Raw genomic sequence first — 20,396 nt, 5'->3', positions numbered from 1 at the left:
GTGAAACTTCGACGTAGCGCTCTCGTGACGACGGCCGGTCGTGCCGGCCGCCTCATGGAGCCGCTGCGAGCGGGCATCGCCGTAGTGCTCGTCGCCGCCGCGGTCGGCCTCGCCGGCTGCACGCCTGGCCCTGCTCCCAAGCCCACCCCGACTCCGCTGTTCACGAGCGAGGCAGAGGCATTCAAAGCCGCGGAACAGGTGTACCGGGACTACAACGACGCGAGCAACGAACGTCGGGAGGGGCAAGCGAACACCGATCCACAGAGCTTTCTCTCCGGCCAGGCGCTCGAGGACGACATCAATGCGCAACGATCGTTCAAGGAGAAACACCTGAAGATCGTGGGTCCGAACCGGGTCAGTTCCTTTCATCCAATTGGATACGACAAAGCACGCGACCAGGTAAGCGTCGACTTGTGCATTGATGTCAGTGAGAGTCATGTGATTGACGAGTCAGGTGCAGATGTGACGCCTTCGACCCGCGCTGATTTGGTGGCTCTCAACGTCGTCATGACAGGGCAGGGCGATCATCTTGAAATCACGAGCGCCGTGGCAGGGAACCACGCATGCCTCCCTTGAGAACGGCGAGTTCTCGGCTGGTCCTTGTTGTTCTACTTGCCGGCCTGATGATCCCTATGCACCTCTTCGGCGGCCCAGATGGTGCGGCCGCCGATCCGCCACCTGCCTGCAGCACCGACGAGATTGCTGCTGGTCTCTGCGGCGCCGATCCCAGCGGGGTCACCGTCGGCGACACCGAAACTAACAGTGGAGGTGGCACTCCGTCCGAAGACGGCGAGGTTGGTTCCGGTGGACCTGGCGGCTCAGGCGGCAGGGGAACCACCGAACCTTCTCCCCGCGAGATCTGCATGGCTACACCGGGCCCGCCCAGTGCCTTCTGCCGCTCTCTCGCACCCCTGGGCGTAGCAAACGGACAACCGGCTCCCACGGTCCCCGGCTGGAGCGCCACCGTCACCGATCTCGCGCGTTTCGTCCCGACGAACGCCACCGTCGCCGGCGAACCCGACAACATCGCCGTTGTCGGACTCCCCGCGAACTTCCTCAGCAGTGCCAAGACCGAGACGGTCCCGGGCGCGATCCTCGGTCGGGCGCTCACCATCCGCTTCACGCCCGTGAGCTACGCGTTCGACTACGGCGACGGCGAGCAGCGCACGAGCACGACGCCGGGCACGGCCTGGGACGCGAGCGGTCAGGCGCAGTTCACGCCCACCGACACGAGTCACGTCTACAAGCAGCCCGGCACCTACACAGTCACCGTCACAGTTACCTACGCCGCGGATGTCGACCTCGGCGCCGGCTGGATCCCGATCAACGGCACGCTGAACGGCCCGCCTGCCAGCCAGCAGATCCGCGTCGTCAAGGCGCACACGGCCCTTGTTCAGGGCACCTGCCTGGAGCGTCCCAGCGCGCCTGGCTGCTGACTCGAAACAGAGCCGCCGTCGATACCGCCCGCGTCAGACCCGTTCGCTGCGCCGTTCCCGGATCCGCGGGCCGTCGGAGGACACGGCCTGGGCGGAGAGGTTCCCGCGCGCGGGCATCCGGAAGTTCAGCGGCACCGAGCTGCGGAACTCCGAGGCGAAGCGTCCTGTACCGTGCAGGTCGGCGCCGAGTTCGCGCACCGTCGTGACGAGCTGCGTGAGCTGGTGCGACGAGGGTCCGGCGGGCCCACCCGTCTGCGCATCGAGGAGCGCCTTCTGAATGGTTCGGACAGACGCGATCCGCGTCGGCTGCGCCTTCGCCGTCTCGTCGAGACCTCCGGTCCACACGCGCGCGTCAGGGTGCGAGTAGAACACGCAGGTCTGCAGGTAGGGCGCGGATCCGTGTCGTGCGGACAGGTGCTGATAGAAGCGGCGAGCCTGGCGTCGCACCTGTGAGGCGGGGGAGTCAGCCCCGAGCAATGTGCGCACGTCAAGGCGTTCGCTGCCATCCCGCGACACCGCGATCGCGAACGATGTCGGCAGCGTGCTCTCATCGAACAGCACCCCGAGAGCTCCCGCGAGTGAGGACGGCTTCTTGCCGTCGAGGATGAGGCCCTTCCAGTTCTTGCTGTCGACCAGCACGACCGCCTTCTCGGTGATCACCAGGTGGTCGAGCTGTGCGCAGTACGGTGCGATGGATCCCTCGTCGCTCGGCGAGAACACGATGTTCGTCGCGACGATCGCGTCGAGCCCGGCCGCCTCGCACGCGTCGACGAGCACCTCGCGTGACGCGAGCTCCCAGCGCAGTCCGCGCCCGGCGAGCCGTCGGGATCCTTCCTCGTTCGCGATCGCGGCATCGCGCTCCGCGGTGAGTGCGCGCACCTGTTCCTCGTGCGCCTCCAGGCGCTGCGTCATCTCGGCATCATGCCGCGTGGTCAGCGTGGCGAGCGTCTCGCTGTGGGTGCTCTGCAGCTCGCGTGTGGCGCTGGCCTGTCGCTCGACGAGCGAGGTCTCCTCGTCGGCGTAGCGACGCTGCAGCTCGTCCCTCGTGCGGCGGTYGCGCCTGATCAGAACCCACGCCGTGAGCGCGAACGCGACCAGCAGCACGGCGACGATGACGAGCAGGACCAGCGTGGAGATCTCCATCCATCCAGCCAACCAGCGGCCGCCGACTTTCCCGGCGCGTCGCCCGCGCGTGGCGCAGATGGCCCGACTCCTCGAAGAGGTCGAGAGATGGGGATCCCTCACGCAGATAGCTCGGTACTTCAAGCCTGCAGATCGTTAGTCCAGCCAGAGAGCTACATCTCTTCTCATAAAGACAATCTATCTGGATGTTTGGCCGAGCAGTCTGATCTCCAATTTGGCCAGGATCCCGCCGTGGGCGGATACTCGACCCGTCCCGGACGTCGATCCCGACCGGGTCCAACAATGAACTCGACCTCCTCTTATGCGACTGCGGCTTCCGACCGCAGCATCGCCGTCGTCGGTGTCGGACGCCTCGGCGGCGTGCTGGCGCGGGCGCTGACGGAGGCCGGGTTCGACGTGCGTGGACCACTCGGCCGTGAAGATGCCGTGCCGGCCGTCGACATTGCGATCCTGTGCGTGCCCGATGCGGCGATCCACGTTGCTGCGTTGGCAACGCGTCCGCATGCGGGGCTGGTCGGCCACGTCTCCGGAGCGACGGGGCTCGACGACGTCGACTTCAGCATCCACCCGCTGCAGACCTTCACGGGATCCGAGCAGCCCAGCGTCTTTCACGGCATCGGCGCCGCGATCGACGGGCGTACGCCGGAGGCGCTCGCGACGGCGGAGAGCGTTGCTCGCGCGCTCGGTGCGCATCCGTTCCAGGTCGTCGATGCGCACCGTGCCGGGTATCACACGTCCGCCTCGATCGCGTCGAACCTGCTCCTCGCCGTGCTCGACGCAGCCGAGCGGGTCGCCGGATCTGTGGGGATCCCCTCGGGTGAGGCACGCGCGATCCTCGCGCCACTCGTGCGGCAGACCGTCGAGAACTGGGCCGATCGCGGCGCCGCGGAAACGCTCACCGGGCCGATCGCCCGCGGTGACGAGGACACTGTTGCTCGACAGCGGGCGGCCATCGCGGCGCGTAACCCGGAGCTTCTAGAGGTCGTCGATGCGCTGATTGCGCAGACCCGCGCGCTCGCCGATCCCGAAGGTGACGGCGTTTCGTCTCGCTTCGCTCGCTCAACGACCCCGGGTGCGGACCAGCGGGACCGCGTTTCGTCTCGCTTCGCTCGCTCAACGACCATGGGCGCGGTCGGCTCGGTGCGGTCAACGACCATGGGCGGGAAGAACCCATCGACCGAGGGGACCCGCGCATGAGGATCATCCGCACCATCGCTGAGGTCCGCGCGGCGGTGGGTGAGGCCAAGCGCGGCGGCAAGACCGTCGGACTCGTCCCGACCATGGGCGCCTTCCACGCCGGGCACCTGTCGCTGATGCGGGAGGCCCGGAAGAACAACGACCTCGTCGTCGTGTCGCTGTTCGTCAACCCGACGCAGTTCGGCCCGAACGAAGACCTCAGCCGCTACCCGCGCGACGAGGCCCGGGATGCCGCGATGGCGGACGAGCAGGGCGCGGACATCCTGTTCGCGCCCGAGCCTGCGGAGATCTACCCCGACGGCTTCGCAACGACGATCCACATCGCCGGCATCACCGACGTGCTCGACGGCGCGAGCCGTGGTGCGCATCACTTCGACGGGGTCGCCACGGTCGTCGCCAAGCTGTTCGGCATCGTCGCTCCCGATGTCGCCTACTTCGGGCAGAAGGACGCGCAGCAGGTGCTCGTCGTCCGCCGGCTCGTGCGCGATCTGAACCTCGACGTGCGGATCGAAGCCTGCCCCATCGTGCGCGAGGCCGACGGGCTGGCCATGAGCTCGCGCAACGTCTACCTCGACCCCGAGGCGCGGCGGCGGGCGACCGCGCTGAACCGCGCGCTCGATGCGGCGCAGGCCCTCGCGGACACGGGAGAGCGCGGCACCGGCGCCATCACCGCTGCCGCCGGTGCGATCCTCGCCGATGCCGGGATCACTCCCGAATACCTCGAGCTCCGCGACACCGAGACCCTTCGTCCCRTCGTACGCCTCGATGGCGAGGCGCTGCTCGCGGTCGCCGCGAACGTGGGCGCCGCGCGACTGATCGACAACCACATCCTCCGTTCTGCCGACAGGAGAGGCGACGCCTGATGCGACGCACCATGCTGAAGTCGAAGATCCACCGCGCGACGACCACCGGATCCGACCTGCACTACGTCGGATCCATCACGATCGATCCCGATCTGCTCGAGGCGGCCGACATCCTCCCGCACGAGCAGGTGCACGTCGTCGACGTCGACAACGGATCCCGCTTCGAGACGTACACGATCGCGGGAGAGCGCGGATCCGGAGTGATCCAGGTCAATGGCGCCGCCGCCCGGCTGGTGCACACGGGCGACACCGTGATCGTCATCTCGTACGCCGACTACTCCGCCGAAGACCTCTCCACCTACGCGCCGTCCGTGGTGCATGTCGACCGGGCGAACGCGATCATTCAGGTCGACTCCGCCGTGGATCAGCTGCTGACGGGAATCGCGCGATGAGCGCGCACACCGCACCCACCCGCCGGCTCACCCTCGCCGACCTCGCCGCGAAGAAGGCCGCGGGCGAGCCGATCGTCATGGTCACCGCCTATGACCACCCCGGTGCGCAGATCGTCGAGGCGGCCGGCGTCGACATCGTGCTCGTGGGCGACTCGGCCGCGATGACGGTGCTCGGCTACGACAGCACGGTGCCGGTCTCGGTCGACGAGATGATCATGCTCACCAAGGCGGTTCGACGCGGCCTCACGAAGCCGCTGCTCGTCGCGGATCTGCCGTTCGGGTCGTACGAGACCTCCGACGCGCAGGCGCTCGCCACGGCCCAGCGCTTCGTGAAGGAGACCGGCTGCGACCTCGTCAAGATCGAGCGCGGCGGCACCTCGGTGCAGCGCGCGCGGGCGCTGGTGGAGGCCGGGATCCCCGTCGTCGGCCATGTCGGGCTCACCCCGCAGACGGCGACGTCGCTCGGTGGCTACCGCGCGCAGGGCCGCACGGCTGATGCGGCGCTGTCGCTCATCGACGACGCCCTCGCCTTGCAGGACGCGGGCTGCGCGCTGCTCGTGGTCGAGGCCGTGCCGAGCGACGTCACCGCCGCGCTCATGCCGCTCATCGACATCCCGGTGATCGGGATCGGAGCCGGATCCGACACCGACGGGCAGGTGCTCGTTTTCCATGACCTGCTGGGGATCTACGACGGCGGCGCGGCGAAGTTCGTCAAGCGGTACGCGGACCTGCGCACCGCGGCGATCGACGGTGTGACGGCCTACGCCGACGAGGTGCGCGACCGCGCGTACCCGGCGCCGGAGCACACCTACTCGATGCCTGCCGAGGAGGCCGCCCGGCTGCGCGAGCTGCTCGCGGCGCGGTGACGACGCCGGCGCCGCTCTAACGGGTGGCGAGCGCGCCGATGCCCTCGGCGAGCACCACGGCCCCGAGACCGATCACCACGATCGAGGCCGCGACGCCGATGATCAGGGTGGCCCGCGGTCCGATCAGGTGGCCGAACGCCGCGCCCGCGCCCGCGAGCACGAGCTGCCATGCGAACGAGGCGATCCCGGCGGCGGCCACGAAGGCCACCGGTCCCGCCGCCGAGGTGCTGCGCGCCGTGACCGCGCCGCCGAGTGCGATGAAGTAGATCAGCGTCATCGGGTTGATCGCGGTGAGGCCGAAGAATCGCACGAAGGCGCGCAGTGCGGAGATCCTGCCGACCTCGGGCGCTTCGGATCCTGGATCCCGGCGGATCCGCAGCAGCTGCAGGATCCCGATCCCGACGACGAGGACGCCGGAAGCGATCAGGAACGGGCCGCGGAAGCCCTCGATCGCTGACGCGAGCAGCGCACCGGTCGCGGTGGCGACGGCGCAGTACAACAGGTCGACGGTCGCCACACCGCCGGCCGCGGCTGCCCCGACGCGGAAGCCGTTCACGATGCCCTCGCGCAGCAGAAGGGCGCCGATCGCGCCGAGCGGCATCGCGACGCCGAGTCCGGCCAGTGCGCCGGCCAGCGCGGGCACCCACAATCCGTCCATGGAGCCCAGTGTGACGGGAGCATCGTGGCCGAACAGAGATTCTCACTGCTGCACGACTATTCTGACCACCATGGATGCCCTTGACGAGCAGATCATCGGCTTGCTTCAGGAGAACGCACGCCGATCGTTCAGTGACCTCGGGCGCACGATCGGGCTCAGCACCAACGCCACCGCGATGCGGGTGCGGCGCCTCGAGGAGAGCGGCATCATCCTCGGGTACACGATCCGCACCGGCAGCGATGCCCCGGATCCGCGGGGCGGGCTGGAGGTGTTCATCGACGTGCGGCTGGACGACGAGACCGACTTCGACGTGTTCGCGGAGCGCGTCGGGTCGATCGCCGAGATCGTCGACGCCGTGCACATGACCGGCCCCTACGACGGGATGGTGCGCGCGTTCACCCGCGATACCGCTTCGCTCGATCGCCTGCTCCGGCGGCTGAAGAAGGAGTGCGGCGCCGCGCAGACGCAGACCCGCGTGGCTTTGCGCTCGCGCTGAGACGGCGGGTCGGCCAGGAGGCGGGCGGCGCCGCGGTCTCAGATCAGCCGGCGCAGCGCTTCTTCGAGCGTCACGCCCTGTGCGTCGGCACGGTCGCGAAGGCGGGCGTGCTCCTCGGCGCTGAGCGTCACCCGCAGCTCGATCGGGGTCGCGTCGGCGGGGAGGTCGAGCCCGTCGAGCAGGTCCGACGCCTCGGCCCAGAGCGCGGGCACCGGAGCGGCGGAAGAGGCGACGACAGGGAGAGAGAAGGACCCGGCGGTAAGAGTCGCGTCGCGAGCCTCCGGAGCAGAGGTCATGGCAGGCATCGGCGCCGGCGTCACGGCGACCGTAGCGCCGCCGGTGAACCCCGGACCGCGGTCGGGATCCTGCTTGCGCTGATAGGCGGTCGCGGCGGCGTTCGCGCGCTGATCCGCGGCCTCGTTGAGGGGGTGTCCGGCGTGGCCCTTGACCCAGGTGAACGACACGTCGCGGCCGCGCAGCGCCTCGTCGATCCCCTCGAGCAGGTCGCGGTTGAGCACCGGCCCGCCGTCGGACTTGCGCCAGCCCTTGCGCTTCCAGCCCGGCATCCACTTGGTCACGGAGTCGATCACGTACCGGCTGTCGCACTCGATCACGAGCTTCTCGCCGGCCGCGCCCACGGTCGCCTGCAGCAGCTCGAGCACGGCCCGCAGCTCGCCCTGATTGTTCGTGCCGTGCGGGGATCCGCCGGCGGCCCAGTTCTCGTCATCGATGTACCAGGCCCAGCCATTGGGGCCGGGGTTTCCCAGGGCGGATCCGTCTGCCGCGGCGGTGATCGTCATCCCTCAACCGTAGGGCGTGGCGGGTGGTGGGCCGGGCGTGGCGGGCGGTCTGGGCGGGCGCGGCTCGTGCCCGTCGGACCTCACTGGAGGGCGCCGCCTGGCGGACTCGTCCAACTTGCGTTCCCAATTCAGGACGAATTCTCGAGTTCGGCGTGTTTTGGTGCTTCCGTGGGACCTCCGGACGACTTCTTCCTGAATTGAGCACATCGGAATCGACGCTGCCCTGCGAGCTACTCGGGCTGGAGCTTCGGAAATCGCCGGATCGGGCCCCTTTCACCGCGTCACAGCGAGATCCAGCCTGAGTTGTGCACGGCAGGCGGCGGGGTCTCTGTGAAGCAGCTTCGGATCCGGATCCAGTCTTCCCTTCCGATACATAGCGACATATCGTTGACTATCGCTCGACAGGACTCGGACCTGAGGAGGTCGTCATGGACAACAGCTACGCATCGCACGGTTTCGGCGGAATGGGGTTCGGCTCCAGCGGGGGGCGAGGCTTCGGCGGACGCCCTGGTATGAACCCGACCGCGGGGCTTTGGGAGGCGATGGAGCACCTGCGCTCCGCCTTCGACCAGCGCCCGTCCACGCCGCGCATGGCTCGCGGAGATGTGCGCGCCGCCGTGCTCGCACTGCTCGCCGAGCAGCCCATGCACGGATACCAGATCATCCAGGAGATCGAGGAGCGCAGCGGCGGCTCGTGGAAGCCGAGTGCCGGATCCGTCTATCCCACGCTGCAGCTGCTCGCGGATGAAGGGCTCATCGAGGCCGCCGAGCAGGGCGGACGCAAGACCTACTCGCTCACCGAGGCCGGCCGTGCGGTCGCGGATGAGGCCGGCACGCCGCCGTGGGAGAGCTCCGGCGCCCGCGCGGGTTCGGCGTCGTTCGGGGCGCTGCCCAAGGCGGGGGTCGACCTCGCAGGTGCCGCCGCTCAGGTCGCACGCACGGGCACTCCGGAGCAGGTGCAGCAGGCCATCGAGGTGCTCGACGAGGCCCGACGCAAGCTGTACGCGATCCTCGCCGACTGATGGCGGCCGGCGACACCGACGACTGGTTCCTGAGTCAGAGCCCGGACCAGGCGCCCGCCGCGACGGCTTCCGCGCCTGCAGCGGAGGCCGCGCGACCGGACGCGTCAGCGGCGCGCCCGGATTCGGTGCCCACGTCCGCCGGGCCGGCCGCGTCCGTGCGGGCGACGCCTGCATCCGCCGGGCGACCGGCTCCGGGCGCGGTGCAGGCTTCCGACGCGAGCGCGTCCCCGCGCGCGACGGCCGAGGCCGGTCCTCCGCTGCGCGCCAGGTACCGGCGGATCCTCGGGTTCGCCGCGCGCGTGCTTGTGCAGACGTGGTGGTTCGAACTCGCGTTGCCGCGAATTGGCTTCGCGCGCGTGGCGGAGCGGTCACGCGAGCGCCGGATGCGGGTGCTCGCTCAGCGGTTCCATGCGCTCGCGGTCGAACTGGGCGGGCTGATGATCAAGGTCGGCCAGTTCATGTCCTCGCGCCTGGACGTGCTGCCGCCCGAGATCACGAAGGAGCTCGAGGGCCTGCAGGATGAGGTCCCGCCCGTCCCGATCGCCGAGATCCGCGCGCTCGCCGAGGCCGAACTCGGTGTGCCGCTCGCCCGAGCCTTCGCCTCGTTCGACGACACCCCGCTCGCCGCGGCTTCGCTCGGGCAGGCTCATCGCGCCCGGCTGTCCGACCTGGACGCCGCCGACGCCGGGTTCGCCGACGTCGTGGTCAAGGTGCAGCGCCCCGGCATCGACCAGGTGGTCGCGACGGACCTCGCCGCATTGCGCCGCGTCGCAGGCTGGCTGCGACGCATCAGGTTCATCGCCGACCGGGTCGACGCGCCCGCGCTCGTCGAGGAGTTCGCGCAGACCAGCCTCGAGGAGATCGACTACCTGCACGAGGCCTCGGCCGCGGAGCGGTTCGCCGAGAACTTCGCCCACGACCCGCGGGTTGACGCGCCGCTCGTGGCCTGGGAGCGCACCACGCGTCGCGTGCTCACGCTCTCCGAYGTCACYGCGATCAAGATCAACGACGTCGACGCCCTGCGCGCSGCCGGCATCGACCCCACCGACGTCGCCCGCGTGTTCGCCGAGGTCATGTTCGACCAGCTGTTCACGCACGGGTTCGTGCATGCGGATCCGCATCCGGGCAACATCTTCGTCACCCCGCACCGGGCGGGCGGCGTGGGGATGCCCGGCGCTTCGACGGGCTCAGCGGCCGGCCCGGTTCCCGCGACCGGCGCCGCGCACCCGGCCTGGCGGCTCACCTTCATCGACTTCGGCATGATGGCGGAGGTCCCCGAGGGGATCCGGCACGGGCTGCGCACGCTGTTCATCGCCGCAGCCTCCCGCGACGGAAAGGGCATGGTCGCCGCCGCACAGGAGATCGGCGTGCTCATGCCCTCCGCCGAGAACCGCGAGCTGGAGCGGGCCCTCACCGCCCTCTTCGCCCGCTTCGGCGGCATGGGCTTCGCCGAACTGCGTGACGTGGATCCGCGGGAGTTCCAGGGCTTCGCCGAGGAGTTCGGCGACACCATGCGCTCGCTGCCGGTGCAGCTGCCGGAGGGGCTCCTCCTGCTCATCCGCGCCGTCTCGCTCACCTCGGGCATGTGCAGCGGACTGGATCCGCAGTTCAACATCTGGGAGTCGATCGAGCCCTACGCCACCCGGCTGCTGGCGGACGAGAGCGGCAACCTCGTGCGGGACGTCGCGCAGCAGGCCGTCGCGAACGCCGCCACCCTCTGGCGGCTGCCGAAGCGGATCGATGACATCATCACCCGGGTCGACGAGGGATCCGTCACATTCGACACGTCGCGCATCGAGCGCCGGCTCGACCGCATCGACGGGCTGATCCGCCGCGGCATCTCGGGGCTGCTCTTCGCCGCGCTGCTCATCGGCGGGGCACTCGTGCTCGCCGTGAACCCGGTGCTCGGAATCGTGCTGATGAGCGTCTCGGCGCTGCCCCTGCTGCACGCGCTGTTCGCCGGTCTGTTCCGGCGCGGACCGCGGTAGCTCGGCCCGCACGGACGACGAAGGGGCGCACGACCGGATCTTCGGTCCTGCGCCCCTCGTCGTGCTGCGGTCAGTTCTGGTCGAGCCCGGTGCGACGTCGTGCGAGCAGCAGCACGCCGACGGCGATCACGAGGGCGCCTGCGACGCCGAGCGCGATGGGCGCGTCGGATCCGGTGGTCGCGAGGCCGCTCGAACCAGCCGAACCGGATCCCGCCGAACCTGCATCGGCGTCGGATCCGCCCGACCCCGCACCGGATCCGGTTCCGCCGCCGGATCCGGCATCGCCGCCGCCGGCCGCCGCGACCGTGAACGACGCGGATGCGAGGGTCGTGCCGTTGAACGACACGGTCACGGTGTGCGCCCCCRAGGGCAGCGACGTGGGCAGCGCGGCCTRCAGCGTGAACGCGCCGGCCCCGTCGGTCGAGCCGGTGCCGAGGGTGACGGGGTCGGAGTGCACCACGACCACGAAGCCTGCCGCGTCGGCGGCGAGGTCGGACGCGGTGACGGTGACGGATCCGCCCGGACGCAGATCGCCGGCGATCGCGACCGCACCCTGCACGGCAGCGGGGTCGGCGACCGTCACGGGCGTCTCGGCGGAGGCGGTGGATCCGATCGCGTTGTGCGCGGTGACCGTCAGGGCGTACGAGCCCGGAGCGACGTCATCGAACGTGAACGACGTGGCGCGCGCGTCGACCTCGGCCGCCCGGTTCGCGCCGAGGGCGACCGTGTAGCCGGTGAGAGCGGATCCGCCGTCGGCCGGCGCCGACCAGGAGACCTCGACGTGGGAGCCTGCGGGCGAGGCGCCGCCGACGACCGCTGCCGGAGCGGCCGGCGCGGCGGGCGCGGTCGGAGCCGGGGTCACGTGCCGCAGGCGGTACTCGGTCATGTAGGCGAGCTTGCCGGGCTTGGCATCGGAGTAGGGCTTGGCGAGCTTGGCCCACTCGCCCTTGCCCTCGGCCTTGCCGTCGTTCCAGGCGCTCAGCACGCTGAGGTCGCCCGCAGTGTAGCCGGACTGCGGGTCGACGACGGTGCCGGCGCCGAGCGCGACCTGCGCCTGGGTGAGCTGCTTCACGAGCGCAAGGGATCCGGCCCAGTCGTCCTGGTCCCAGTCCGCGACGGGGATGCCGGGCTCCGACCGCAGCCAGGTGCCCCAGTAGAACTCCTGGAACGGTACGGCGCCGTCGGCGGAGTAGCCGATGTCGCGCGCGAAATAGAGGATGCTGCGGAAGCGGTCGTCCTCGAAGTTCGACAGGCCCACATTCGACGGCAGCTGGGCCGGGGTGATCGCGTCGCCGTTCACATCGCGCAGCCAGGTCCACTTGTTCGCCTGCATCGCGGCCCAGAAGTCCGCGTCGGACAGGCCGGACAGGTTGCCGAGCACGCGCAGCCGCACGTGCACGTCGGGACCGCTGTTCTCCTGGAACGAGGTGAGGGTGTGGTGTCCGTCGGTGAGGTACAGCACGCCGCCGGGTCCGATGACGACCGTCTTCATGGGCTCGATCGTGTCGGCGGTCTCGCTGCCGATCGGCACCGTGCAGGTGAAGGTGGACGGATCCGTCAGCGTCGCGTTCGGCTGTGCGCTCGCAACGTCCTGCTGGCCGTTCGCCTCGCACCAGTCGGCGAACTTCTTGTTGATCGCGTCCTTCGAGAGCTCCGCGTCGTAGCGGCCGAGCTTGTAGTAGACCTCGTCGTAGCCCAGCGAGGGCTGGGTCGGGTGCACGTCGCCGATGCGGACGTCGAGCAGCTCGCCAACCGGTGCGCACAGATCACGGGTGTCGCCGACGGCGCAGGACGCGTCCTTGACTTCGGTCGGCGCGTCGGCGGCGGAGGCGGGCGTCGCGGCGAGGACGGATCCGCCGAGGGCGAGGAACGAGGCGAGCGCGACGGCGAGCGTGCGACGCGAGCGGAGCAGGGGCACGGGGGTCTCCAGGGATGCGTGGTCGGTGCGGATCCGCGATCCGGACGTCAGTCATCCACGTGCGGGATCCGATTCGACCCTGGCCAGCCCAGGCGGACGCGGGGTTGCGGAGGGATGAACAGTCGGTGACACCGGCCTCTCCGCGCGTCACCGCCCTCCCGCGGATCGTCGCCTGCCGTCGGTCAGGCGGACCGGCGGACGCGCAGCACGAGCGCGATCAGCGACAGCACGATGACGAAGACGCCATACCCGAGGCAGACCGTGCCGAGTCCGAGTGGGGCCACCAGCACCCCGGCGATGACCGCGGGCACGCCGAAGGCAAGGTAGGCGAGCAGATACAGCACGGCGAACGCGTCGGCGCGCTGGGTCGCCGGAATCTTCGGCGCGAGGGATCCGACGACGCCGAAGAACGCGGTGCCGAAGCCCATGCCCGTCACCGCGGCGGCCACGAGGTAGGCGGCGAGCGAGCCGATCCCGAGCGCCACCAGCGAGAGCCCGGTGCCCGCGGCCAGCGCGGCGGTGCCGAAGATCACGATGGTGCGCGCGCTGCGGCGCCGGATCGCGAAGGCTGTGATGGCGCCCACCCCCGCCAGGAGGGCGACGGCGAGGCCCTGCCAGAGGTGCGCGGTGCCGCCGAGCTCGCCGTGGACGATCGTCGCCCCGAGCGAGAGGAACAGGCCCCCTGTGGCCCACCCGGCGATGACGGCGGGTGCCGCCCGCCAGGACTCGGCGCGGATCTCCGCCGGAACCGACAGACGGAAACGCAGCGATGCCCAGGCTCTGGGCAGCCTCTGCGCGGTCTCCGGCGCGATGAGCACGAGGCCCGCGATCACGACGTAGATCACGGCGAGCGGAAGGAAGATGTCGCGCAGCGCGTCCGGGGTGGTGTCCAGAGCGAGGGCCGCGATCAGCGCGCCCGAGGCCAGGCCGATCCCGGGGCTGAGGGCGTTCCAGAGTGCGGCGGCGCCGGGGCGCGCGGGCGGAGCGAGGTCGAGGACGGTCGCCGAGAGCGCCGAGATGAGCAGCCCGCTCGCGATGCCCTGCAGGATCCGAGCGAGTACGAGCAACGTCACGGATCCGGCGTTGCCGAACAGCACCATGCTGGCGGCCAGCAGCACGAGCCCTGCGATGATCACCGGGCGCCGCCCGATGTGATCCGAGAGCGACCCCGCCGAGAGCAGCGTGAGGAGCAGGGCGAGCGCATACACGGCGAACACCGCCGTGATCACGATCGCGTCGAAACCGAGGTGCTGCGCGAGTACGGGATAGAACGGCGACGGTGCGCTGGCTCCTGCCATCATCAGGATCTGCGCGACGATGCCGAGCACGAACCCGAAGCGCGTACGCGCGGAGCGCACGGGCAGGGCGGCGGACGCCCCGATCCGAGGCGTCGCGATCGGCTGCGTGGTCATGGCGTCTCCTCATCCGTTCGAGAATTCTCGAACGTTGTGCACATTACTCGTCCGCCGATGAATGTTCAAGTATTATCGAACTATGCCTGGCGCTGTCGACCTCCCGCATCCGGAACGCTCCCAGATCGAGCTGACCGCAGTGCTCTTCGCGCTCAGTGATCCGGAACGCCTGTCCATCGCGCGCCAGCTCGTCGACGGTCCGCTCGACATGGCGGCATGCCACGCGACGGACCCCGACCTGCCGAAGTCGACCAAGTCGCACTTCATGAAGGTGCTGCGCGAGGCGGGCGTGATCCGCAACGAGCCCAACGGGCGACGGCGCATCCTCACCCYGCGCCGTGACGACCTGGACGCGAAGTTCCCCGGCCTGCTCGATGCCGTGCTGGGGTCGACCGAGAGCTGAGCCGGGGCGGGATCCGTATCGCGCTGTTCCCCGCGGTCGATCGCAACGGCGTATCCGGACCCTGAGCCCGTCGAAGGGCCCGGATCCACAGGCCGGACGCTTCGCTCCCCACGCCCCACTCCAGCCAGCGCTCCGCGCTGCCCGGAGCCTCCGGGGCGCGTGGGCCCAGCTCAGCGGCTGGCGTTCAGCCCCGGGCGATCTCCTGCACGGTCGTGCGCGTGGATCCGGTCGCGTCGGTGGTCTCGTACAGCACCGGCATCCCCGGATGGGCGAGCGCGAACCAGAACACGGCGACGACGCCGTCGTCGTCGTTCACGTCGTACCTCAGGCACTCGAGCTGGCCGAGTGGGTGCTCGATCGTCTCGGTGACCACTGTGGTGCGGTTGGCGGGGAAGGCGGCGTGCTCCTGCAGGTCCCGCCAGCTCACGCGTTTCGAGACGGCCGCCTCGACGTCATCGAGAGGGTGGGTCGTCAGCAGGGCTCCGACGTCATCCCCGTCGGCGAAGCGGTTGATCCGCTCGGACCGGGCGCCGCCGGCCTCCTCGTCGAGGATCCGGATCGTGGCCCCGCCTCGCAGTGCCTCGCGGATCTCGTCGGCCGTGAACGGCGTCGGCAGCAGACCCTCGGCGATGACGTGCGGATCCGGTTCGCTCATGCGGTCAGGATAGGCCCGGTCGCTGGCAGGATGTCGGCATGACGACGCTCCGCGACATCGCGCGCTGGCGGCTCCGCTCCCAGCTGCTCGACGCTCCCGCGGGCGCCGCCGAGGACGTCGTACGGACGATGCTCGCGGTGCAGGCGGAGAACCCCGCTCAATCCGCCTGGGCGGTCGCCGCACGCACGGCCTCTCCTCGCGTCGGCGACCTCGCCGGGGCGCTGTCCGATGCCAGGGTCGTGCGCACGCACGTGCTGCGCCCGACATGGCACTACGTGCATGCGGACGACGTGCGCTGGTTGATCGAGCTCACCGCGCCCCGCGTGCTGCCGGTGTTCGATCAGCAGCTGCGACCCTCTGCGGACCGCATGGTCGCACTCACCGACGCGATCGCGCATGCGGTCGCCGGGGGAACCGGCCTCACGCGCCCCGAGATCGCGCTCGCGCTCGCCGAGGCCGGGCTCGACCTGCCCTCCTCTCAGCTCACGCTGCTGCTGGGCCGGCTCGAGCTGCAGCTGCTGCTCACCAGCGGCGTTCCCCGCGACGGCCAGCACACCTACGCCCTCCTCGCTGAGCGCGTGCATTCGGCCGAGACCGTCGATCGAGACGAGGCGCTCGCCAACCTGGCACTCCGCTATCTCGGCGCCCACGGCCCAGCCACGGACCGCGACCTCGCGTACTGGGCGACGCTCACCCTGACCGATGCCCGGCGGGGGATTGCAGCGGTCGCCGACCGGCTGGAGTCGTTCGATCACGACGGTCGCACCTACTGGCACCTTGCGGGCGGGTATGGCGCCGAGAGCACGAGTTCGCGAGGTCGCGGTGCCGCGCACCTCCTGCAGATCCTCGACGAGATGTACCGGGGCTATCAGGACTCGCGCTGGGCGCTGGACTCCGAGGGCATCGTGCCCCGCGACCGCGAGGCCTCGATGGGTATGGTGCTGTGCGATGGCCAGCTCGTGGCCGGCATGCGGCGGAGCCTCGACAAACGTCGCGCGGTCTTCGCTCTTGCGCCCTATCGCCCGCTCACTGCCCGCGAGCGTGCCGAGATCGAGAAGGCCGCCGCACGCTGCGCGGCGTTCCTCGGGGTGGAGCCGGTGGTCGAGTTCGCCTCGGCGTGATCGGCTGACGCCACATCGAATCACGCCGACCGACCCGGCTCTGGTTAGGATCGGTCCGCGGATCGAGCCTTCGGGTCGAGATCCCGTCCACATGCCGACGAACCGCGTCCGCATCGACCAGGGGGGAGTGACGGATGATGAAGCGGTTCGCCACTGCGTTCATGCTCGGCGTTCTCATCGTCCTGCTCGGCGGCTGCGCCGGGCTCGGGCCGTCCGATGCCCAGCTTGCGGAGAAGTACAAGGACGCCGTCGCGTCCTTGCCGCACGTGGACAGCGTGGACAGCAGCTACAAGACGGTCGTCGGAATGGGTCGGACGGGGTTCGTGCACATCACCGCGGACACCAGTGACGACGGGGAACTGCTCGCTCTGCTGAAGCGGGCCTTCCCAGCGGTCGTGCGCGCAGCGGAGAGCGACCCCGAGATCGGTCTCGAGATTCTGGTCTTCGCGTCCGACGGCAGCGGCGGCTATGGGCCGGAAGCCCTCGGATACTCCGGCGTGGGCACGCTCACGAGCTACCGCGACTTCCTGAAATCTCATCCGGACCTGTGAGTGGAGAAATCCTGCACCTTGCCACGAACGACCAGCAGGGAGGTTGAGGACCGTGACCCCCGACGACTTCGACCGCGATCGACGGGACCAGCGCACCCGCGATGAGCACAGCGCAGCTCGTGTCCGTGGCGAACGCAGATATCTCAGCCGCACGGTCGACGGCGAGCTCTACAGCTATGCCGCTGACGAATTCGGCGCGGTCGGCGGCCCCATGGGTGGGAACATCCAGGTCAGGACGCTGCCCGGGTTCGTCGTTGTGATGTCGCTGGGGTGGCTCTTCGTGCTGGGCACCCTCTTCGAGACCTTCGTGTACGCGCCGTTCGTGCAGCCCGGGGATGGCCGCCCAGCGTGGCCCGTTCTCATCGCCACCGGGGTGGCCGGCCTCGTCGCCTGGGCCGGCACCCACTACGTCGCAACGGAGCTCCGCGCCCGCAAGGTACGCCGTGCGCGCGGGATACCGGAGCCTCGCGCCGGTCGCACGAGCCCATGACTCCCCGCTGATTCCGGGAACCTCTTGACACCCGGATCCGACCATCGTAATCTACAACCAAATGGTTGTACGAGATGAACTGAGCGATGAACAGACCGACCGTGTGTTTCAGGCCCTGGCGGCGAGCACGCGGCGCGACATCCTGCGCCGCACGATCACCCAGGAGCAGACCGTCTCCGAGCTCGCCCGCGACTACGACATGTCGTTCGCGGCGGTGCAGAAGCACGTGGCGGTGCTCGAGGCGGCCGAACTCATCGTCAAGCGCGCCGAAGGACGCGAGCGGCTGGTCCGCGCGAATCCCGAGATGATCGCCCGCGCCCGGGCTCTGCTCGCCCGCTACGAAGACCTGTGGCGCAGCCGCATCGCGCGCCTCGACGATCTGCTCGCCGAACCGGTTGCTGCGCCTGGCGAAGCATCCGACCCCGACAGCAATACCGATCCCGGATCCGCGCCGCGCGGATCCAGCACCACCTGACCGACACAGAAGGAGAGTGACATGCCTGTCACCGACGTGATCACCGATCCCGAGAATCTGACGCTGACGATCCTCGCCGACTTCGCCGCTCCGGTGGAGCGGGTGTGGGCGGCATACTCCGACCCGCGCCAGCTCGAGCGCTTCTGGGGCCCGCCCGGATGGCCGGCGACCTTCACCGAGTTCGACCACACGGTCGGCGGGTTCGCGCAGTACCACCTCGATGGTCCGCGCGGAGAGAAGTCGTCGGGGCGATGGGAGTTCACCCGCATCGAGGCGCCGGCGCTGTTCGAGGTGCTCGACTCATTCGTCGACGAGTCCGGGCAGCCGATCGACGGGTTCCCGGCGATGCGGATGACGCTGGCGTTCTCGCCGACAGCCGAAGGCACCCGCATGACCGGCACCAGCCACTTCGACTCGGCGGAGGCGCTCGAGCAGGTCGTCGCGATGGGCGTGATCGAGGGCACGAAGGCCGCGATGGGCCAGCTCGACACAGTGCTGCAGGACCTGCGCGACTACGCGCAGGGCAAGGGCACGCGGGTGGAGCTGCTCGACGACACGCACGTGCGGATCACGCGGCTCGTCGAAGGGCCGCAGGATCTGGTCTGGCGCGCGCACCACGAGCCCGAGCTTATGAAGCAGTGGCTGCTGGGACCGGACGGGTGGGAGATGACCGAGTGCGTGATCGCCACGGAGTCGGGTCAGGCGTACCGCTACTCCTGGGCTCCCGTCGGCGACCCTTCGACAGGCTCAGGGCAGGCACGGCAGGCGTTCGGCTTCGAGGGGGAGGCGCTGCTCGTCGACGCCACGCGCCGCGCCGTGACCACGGAGAAGATGCAGGGCACCGACGGGCCCGTGACGCTGAACGACCTCAGCTTCTACGAGGAGGACGGCGCCACGCTGATCACCCTCCTCGTCGAGTACCCCGACGTCGAGACCCGCGACATGATCCTGGCCACCGGCATGGTCGACGGCATGGAGGCCTCGTACGCCCGCATGGAGGACCTGGTCCTGGTCTGACGCGCGTTCGCACCGCGAGAGATCCCGGTCGTCCCTCCCGCCTGGGAGCGGATCCGACCGGGATCTCTTGCGCGCCGGCTTGCCGCGAGGCGGAGGCGGGCTTCGACGGCTCCCGCGACACGGTACCGTCGAGGGATGTCCGCCTTCGTGGTGAAGATCCTCCTCGTGCTGGCCGTCCTGATCCTGGTGGCGGCCGCCGTGTCGAGGATGCGAGGGCGTCGATCCGTGGGGCCCGTGCGGCAGCGCATGCCCAAGCTCGTCCTGGTCGTGGGCGCGCTGTTCGTCGCGGTCGGCGGGTTGATGGCGCTGGCCTCCTTCACGGAGAAGAACACCGACGGCATGCTGTGGCCCATGCGCATCGCGTCGCTCGTGATCGGCCTCGGCGGCGTGGCGTTCCTAGTGATGTACCGCAACTTCTACGTCGAACCGCGCGTCGACGAGGTCGCGTTCCGCACGATCTGGGGGCGCGAGGCCGTCATCGCCTATTCCGACATCGTCGACTACTACGTGCGCGCCTCCGGCGGGCAGCTGCAGCTCACCGTGCGTGCGGCGTCCGGCCCGCGGCTGCGCCTGAATCCGCGCATCTACGATCTCTCGCCGCTGCTGCGCGCGAACGAGTTCCGGCAGCACAACGGGCGCTGGCCGCTGCGCGGCGAGCTGCACGGCGGAACCGGCACCGTCTCGCGCTGACGCGGCCTGTCGCCATCCGGATCCTGACACTTCCTGACCGCGAGACTGCATCTCGGCGACGAGACTGCAGTCCATGCGTGCAGTCTCGTAGCGCAGATGCAGTCTCGCGGTTCGGCGCGAGGACGACGTCGGCGGGGCGTGGTTCGATGGCGGCATGGACACCTCGCTCGGGCTGCGCAACGAGACGCGCACGGTCTGGGCGACGGCGCTGTGCTTCGCCCTCGGCACGATCGCGGGGCTCGTGGTGCTGCAGGGGCCGCCGCGTCCGCTGACCGGCCCCGGGTCGTTGAGCCAGCCCGTGGCGGTGATCGCCGGCATCGTCGCCGCGGCCGCATTCGTCGTGAGCACGGTGCAGCATCGGCGCGGTGAGACGGATCCGATGCCGGCGTGGCAGACGACGGTGTCGCATGTCTCCGCGGTCGCCCTGACCGTCGCGTTCGCGGCGGTGACCGCGTTCGGGGTGCTGCTGGGCGGCGTCGTGTTCGGAGCCGGCTTGCACGACTTCACCGCCCCGCCCCTGGGCGGCGCCCTCGTCGCGGGCGTCGCGGCGGCGATCGGCGGGCGGTTCGCCTACACCGCCGGCGTCGGGATCCGCACCCGGGATCTGGCGACGCTGCTGTTCGGATTCCTCACGATCGGCACGCTGTTCGCGATGGCGACCGCATCGGATCCGCTGTGGTGGCAGCAGAACTTCTCACAGCTCGGTCTCGGCCTGCGCGGCTGGGCGTTCAACGGAACGCTGGTCGTGGCGGGGCTGCTGTTCGCCACGGTCGGCGCGTACATCGGCCGCGACCTGCACCGGC

At 70.0% G+C, this 20,396-nt stretch carries 22 protein-coding genes and 1 pseudogene; 17 read left to right on the top strand and 6 right to left on the bottom strand.

What is annotated here, in order from left to right; genetic code table 11:
• Together AC1DMN_RS12735 and AC1DMN_RS12730 are read left to right on the top strand one after the other, a co-directional pair.
• Window positions 1–576, top strand: coding sequence for a hypothetical protein (locus AC1DMN_RS12735; protein WP_477229838.1), 576 nt, complete (start codon window positions 1–3; stop codon window positions 574–576).
• 287 nt (window positions 577–863) lie between these two features.
• The gene (locus tag AC1DMN_RS12730; protein WP_477229837.1) at window positions 864–1,436 is read left to right on the top strand and encodes a PKD domain-containing protein; all 573 of its coding nucleotides are present in this window, start codon (window positions 864–866) and stop codon (window positions 1,434–1,436) included.
• Window positions 1,437–1,469: 33 nt separating this feature from the next.
• Here the strand turns inward: AC1DMN_RS12730 and AC1DMN_RS12725 are convergent, their stop codons facing one another.
• Window positions 1,470–2,579, bottom strand: a complete 1,110-nt coding sequence (locus AC1DMN_RS12725; RefSeq protein WP_477384353.1) for a nuclease-related domain-containing protein — start codon at window positions 2,577–2,579, stop codon at window positions 1,470–1,472.
• A 282-nt stretch (window positions 2,580–2,861) separates the two neighbouring features.
• Between AC1DMN_RS12725 and AC1DMN_RS12720 the strand changes: the two genes are divergently transcribed.
• From AC1DMN_RS12720 to panB, 4 genes are read left to right on the top strand one after another with little or no spacing between them, the layout of a single operon-like run.
• The gene (locus AC1DMN_RS12720; protein ID WP_477229835.1) at window positions 2,862–3,776 is read left to right on the top strand and encodes a DUF2520 domain-containing protein; all 915 of its coding nucleotides are present in this window, start codon (window positions 2,862–2,864) and stop codon (window positions 3,774–3,776) included.
• The gene (gene panC, locus AC1DMN_RS12715; protein WP_477384351.1) at window positions 3,773–4,639 is read left to right on the top strand and encodes a pantoate--beta-alanine ligase; all 867 of its coding nucleotides are present in this window, start codon (window positions 3,773–3,775) and stop codon (window positions 4,637–4,639) included. Before AC1DMN_RS12720 ends, panC begins: the two co-directional genes overlap by 4 nt.
• Window positions 4,639–5,031, top strand: a complete 393-nt coding sequence (panD, locus tag AC1DMN_RS12710) for an aspartate 1-decarboxylase (RefSeq protein WP_477229833.1) — start codon at window positions 4,639–4,641, stop codon at window positions 5,029–5,031. Before panC ends, panD begins: the two co-directional genes overlap by 1 nt.
• The gene (gene panB / locus AC1DMN_RS12705; protein WP_477229832.1) at window positions 5,028–5,897 is read left to right on the top strand and encodes a 3-methyl-2-oxobutanoate hydroxymethyltransferase; all 870 of its coding nucleotides are present in this window, start codon (window positions 5,028–5,030) and stop codon (window positions 5,895–5,897) included. The genes panD and panB overlap by 4 nt, the downstream gene beginning before the upstream one ends.
• A gap of 16 nt (window positions 5,898–5,913) precedes the next feature.
• Here panB and AC1DMN_RS12700 read toward each other — a convergent pair whose 3' ends face one another.
• Window positions 5,914–6,555 (bottom strand): LysE family transporter, encoded by a 642-nt coding sequence (locus AC1DMN_RS12700; RefSeq protein WP_477229831.1) that lies wholly within the window; start codon window positions 6,553–6,555, stop codon window positions 5,914–5,916.
• Window positions 6,556–6,625: 70 nt separating this feature from the next.
• Between AC1DMN_RS12700 and AC1DMN_RS12695 the strand changes: the two genes are divergently transcribed.
• A complete protein-coding gene (locus AC1DMN_RS12695) occupies window positions 6,626–7,051 on the top strand; it encodes an Lrp/AsnC family transcriptional regulator (protein ID WP_477229830.1) in 426 nt (141 codons plus the stop codon).
• 38 nt (window positions 7,052–7,089) lie between these two features.
• On the opposite strand, the gene AC1DMN_RS12690 is transcribed toward AC1DMN_RS12695, so the two are convergent.
• Window positions 7,090–7,851 carry a ribonuclease H family protein gene (locus AC1DMN_RS12690; protein ID WP_477229829.1) on the bottom strand — a complete coding sequence of 254 codons (762 nt, stop codon included), beginning with the start codon at window positions 7,849–7,851 and terminating at the stop codon, window positions 7,090–7,092.
• Window positions 7,852–8,279: 428 nt separating this feature from the next.
• Here AC1DMN_RS12690 and AC1DMN_RS12685 point away from each other — a divergent pair, with 428 nt between their 5' ends.
• Both AC1DMN_RS12685 and AC1DMN_RS12680 read left to right on the top strand, forming a co-directional pair.
• Window positions 8,280–8,873 carry a PadR family transcriptional regulator gene (locus AC1DMN_RS12685; protein ID WP_441977477.1) on the top strand — a complete coding sequence of 198 codons (594 nt, stop codon included), beginning with the start codon at window positions 8,280–8,282 and terminating at the stop codon, window positions 8,871–8,873.
• Window positions 8,873–10,861 (top strand): ABC1 kinase family protein, encoded by a 1,989-nt coding sequence (locus AC1DMN_RS12680; protein WP_477229828.1) that lies wholly within the window; start codon window positions 8,873–8,875, stop codon window positions 10,859–10,861. The genes AC1DMN_RS12685 and AC1DMN_RS12680 overlap by 1 nt, the downstream gene beginning before the upstream one ends.
• A gap of 70 nt (window positions 10,862–10,931) precedes the next feature.
• Here the strand turns inward: AC1DMN_RS12680 and AC1DMN_RS12675 are convergent, their stop codons facing one another.
• Window positions 10,932–12,779 (bottom strand): ParB-like protein, encoded by a 1,848-nt coding sequence (locus AC1DMN_RS12675; RefSeq protein WP_477384349.1) that lies wholly within the window; start codon window positions 12,777–12,779, stop codon window positions 10,932–10,934.
• A gap of 182 nt (window positions 12,780–12,961) precedes the next feature.
• Window positions 12,962–14,191 carry an MFS transporter gene (locus AC1DMN_RS12670; protein WP_477229826.1) on the bottom strand — a complete coding sequence of 410 codons (1,230 nt, stop codon included), beginning with the start codon at window positions 14,189–14,191 and terminating at the stop codon, window positions 12,962–12,964.
• A gap of 82 nt (window positions 14,192–14,273) precedes the next feature.
• On the opposite strand from AC1DMN_RS12670, the gene AC1DMN_RS12665 reads away from it, so the two are divergent.
• Complete coding sequence (locus tag AC1DMN_RS12665; RefSeq protein WP_477384347.1) at window positions 14,274–14,594, top strand: ArsR/SmtB family transcription factor; 321 nt, start codon at window positions 14,274–14,276, stop codon at window positions 14,592–14,594.
• A gap of 184 nt (window positions 14,595–14,778) precedes the next feature.
• Here the strand turns inward: AC1DMN_RS12665 and AC1DMN_RS12660 are convergent, their stop codons facing one another.
• Window positions 14,779–15,249 carry a hypothetical protein gene (locus AC1DMN_RS12660; protein WP_441977473.1) on the bottom strand — a complete coding sequence of 157 codons (471 nt, stop codon included), beginning with the start codon at window positions 15,247–15,249 and terminating at the stop codon, window positions 14,779–14,781.
• Window positions 15,250–15,287: 38 nt separating this feature from the next.
• On the opposite strand from AC1DMN_RS12660, the gene AC1DMN_RS12655 reads away from it, so the two are divergent.
• The 7 genes and pseudogenes from AC1DMN_RS12655 to AC1DMN_RS12625 form a co-directional block, all read left to right on the top strand.
• Entirely contained in the window at window positions 15,288–16,370 is a 1,083-nt protein-coding gene (locus AC1DMN_RS12655; RefSeq protein WP_477229825.1) for a winged helix DNA-binding domain-containing protein, read from the top strand.
• A 134-nt stretch (window positions 16,371–16,504) separates the two neighbouring features.
• The gene (locus tag AC1DMN_RS12650) at window positions 16,505–16,921 is read left to right on the top strand and encodes a hypothetical protein (RefSeq protein WP_477229824.1); all 417 of its coding nucleotides are present in this window, start codon (window positions 16,505–16,507) and stop codon (window positions 16,919–16,921) included.
• Between the two features lie 52 nt (window positions 16,922–16,973).
• Window positions 16,974–17,411 (top strand): hypothetical protein, encoded by a 438-nt coding sequence (locus AC1DMN_RS12645; protein WP_477229823.1) that lies wholly within the window; start codon window positions 16,974–16,976, stop codon window positions 17,409–17,411.
• 61 nt (window positions 17,412–17,472) lie between these two features.
• The gene (locus AC1DMN_RS12640) at window positions 17,473–17,886 is read left to right on the top strand and encodes an ArsR/SmtB family transcription factor (protein WP_477229822.1); all 414 of its coding nucleotides are present in this window, start codon (window positions 17,473–17,475) and stop codon (window positions 17,884–17,886) included.
• A gap of 21 nt (window positions 17,887–17,907) precedes the next feature.
• Complete coding sequence (locus AC1DMN_RS12635; protein ID WP_477229821.1) at window positions 17,908–18,903, top strand: SRPBCC family protein; 996 nt, start codon at window positions 17,908–17,910, stop codon at window positions 18,901–18,903.
• Window positions 18,904–19,038: 135 nt separating this feature from the next.
• On the top strand, window positions 19,039–19,593 hold the full coding sequence (locus AC1DMN_RS12630) for a hypothetical protein (RefSeq protein ID WP_441977464.1): 555 nt from the start codon (window positions 19,039–19,041) through the stop codon (window positions 19,591–19,593).
• Window positions 19,594–19,747: 154 nt separating this feature from the next.
• Window positions 19,748–20,396: pseudogene (locus AC1DMN_RS12625) on the top strand (hypothetical protein); the annotation flags it as partial.

This window comes from Microbacterium sp. 01T413_2, assembly GCF_056398985.1.
The sequence above is the reverse complement of the archived record's forward strand: the minus strand, read 5'-3'. Positions and strand labels throughout refer to the sequence as shown.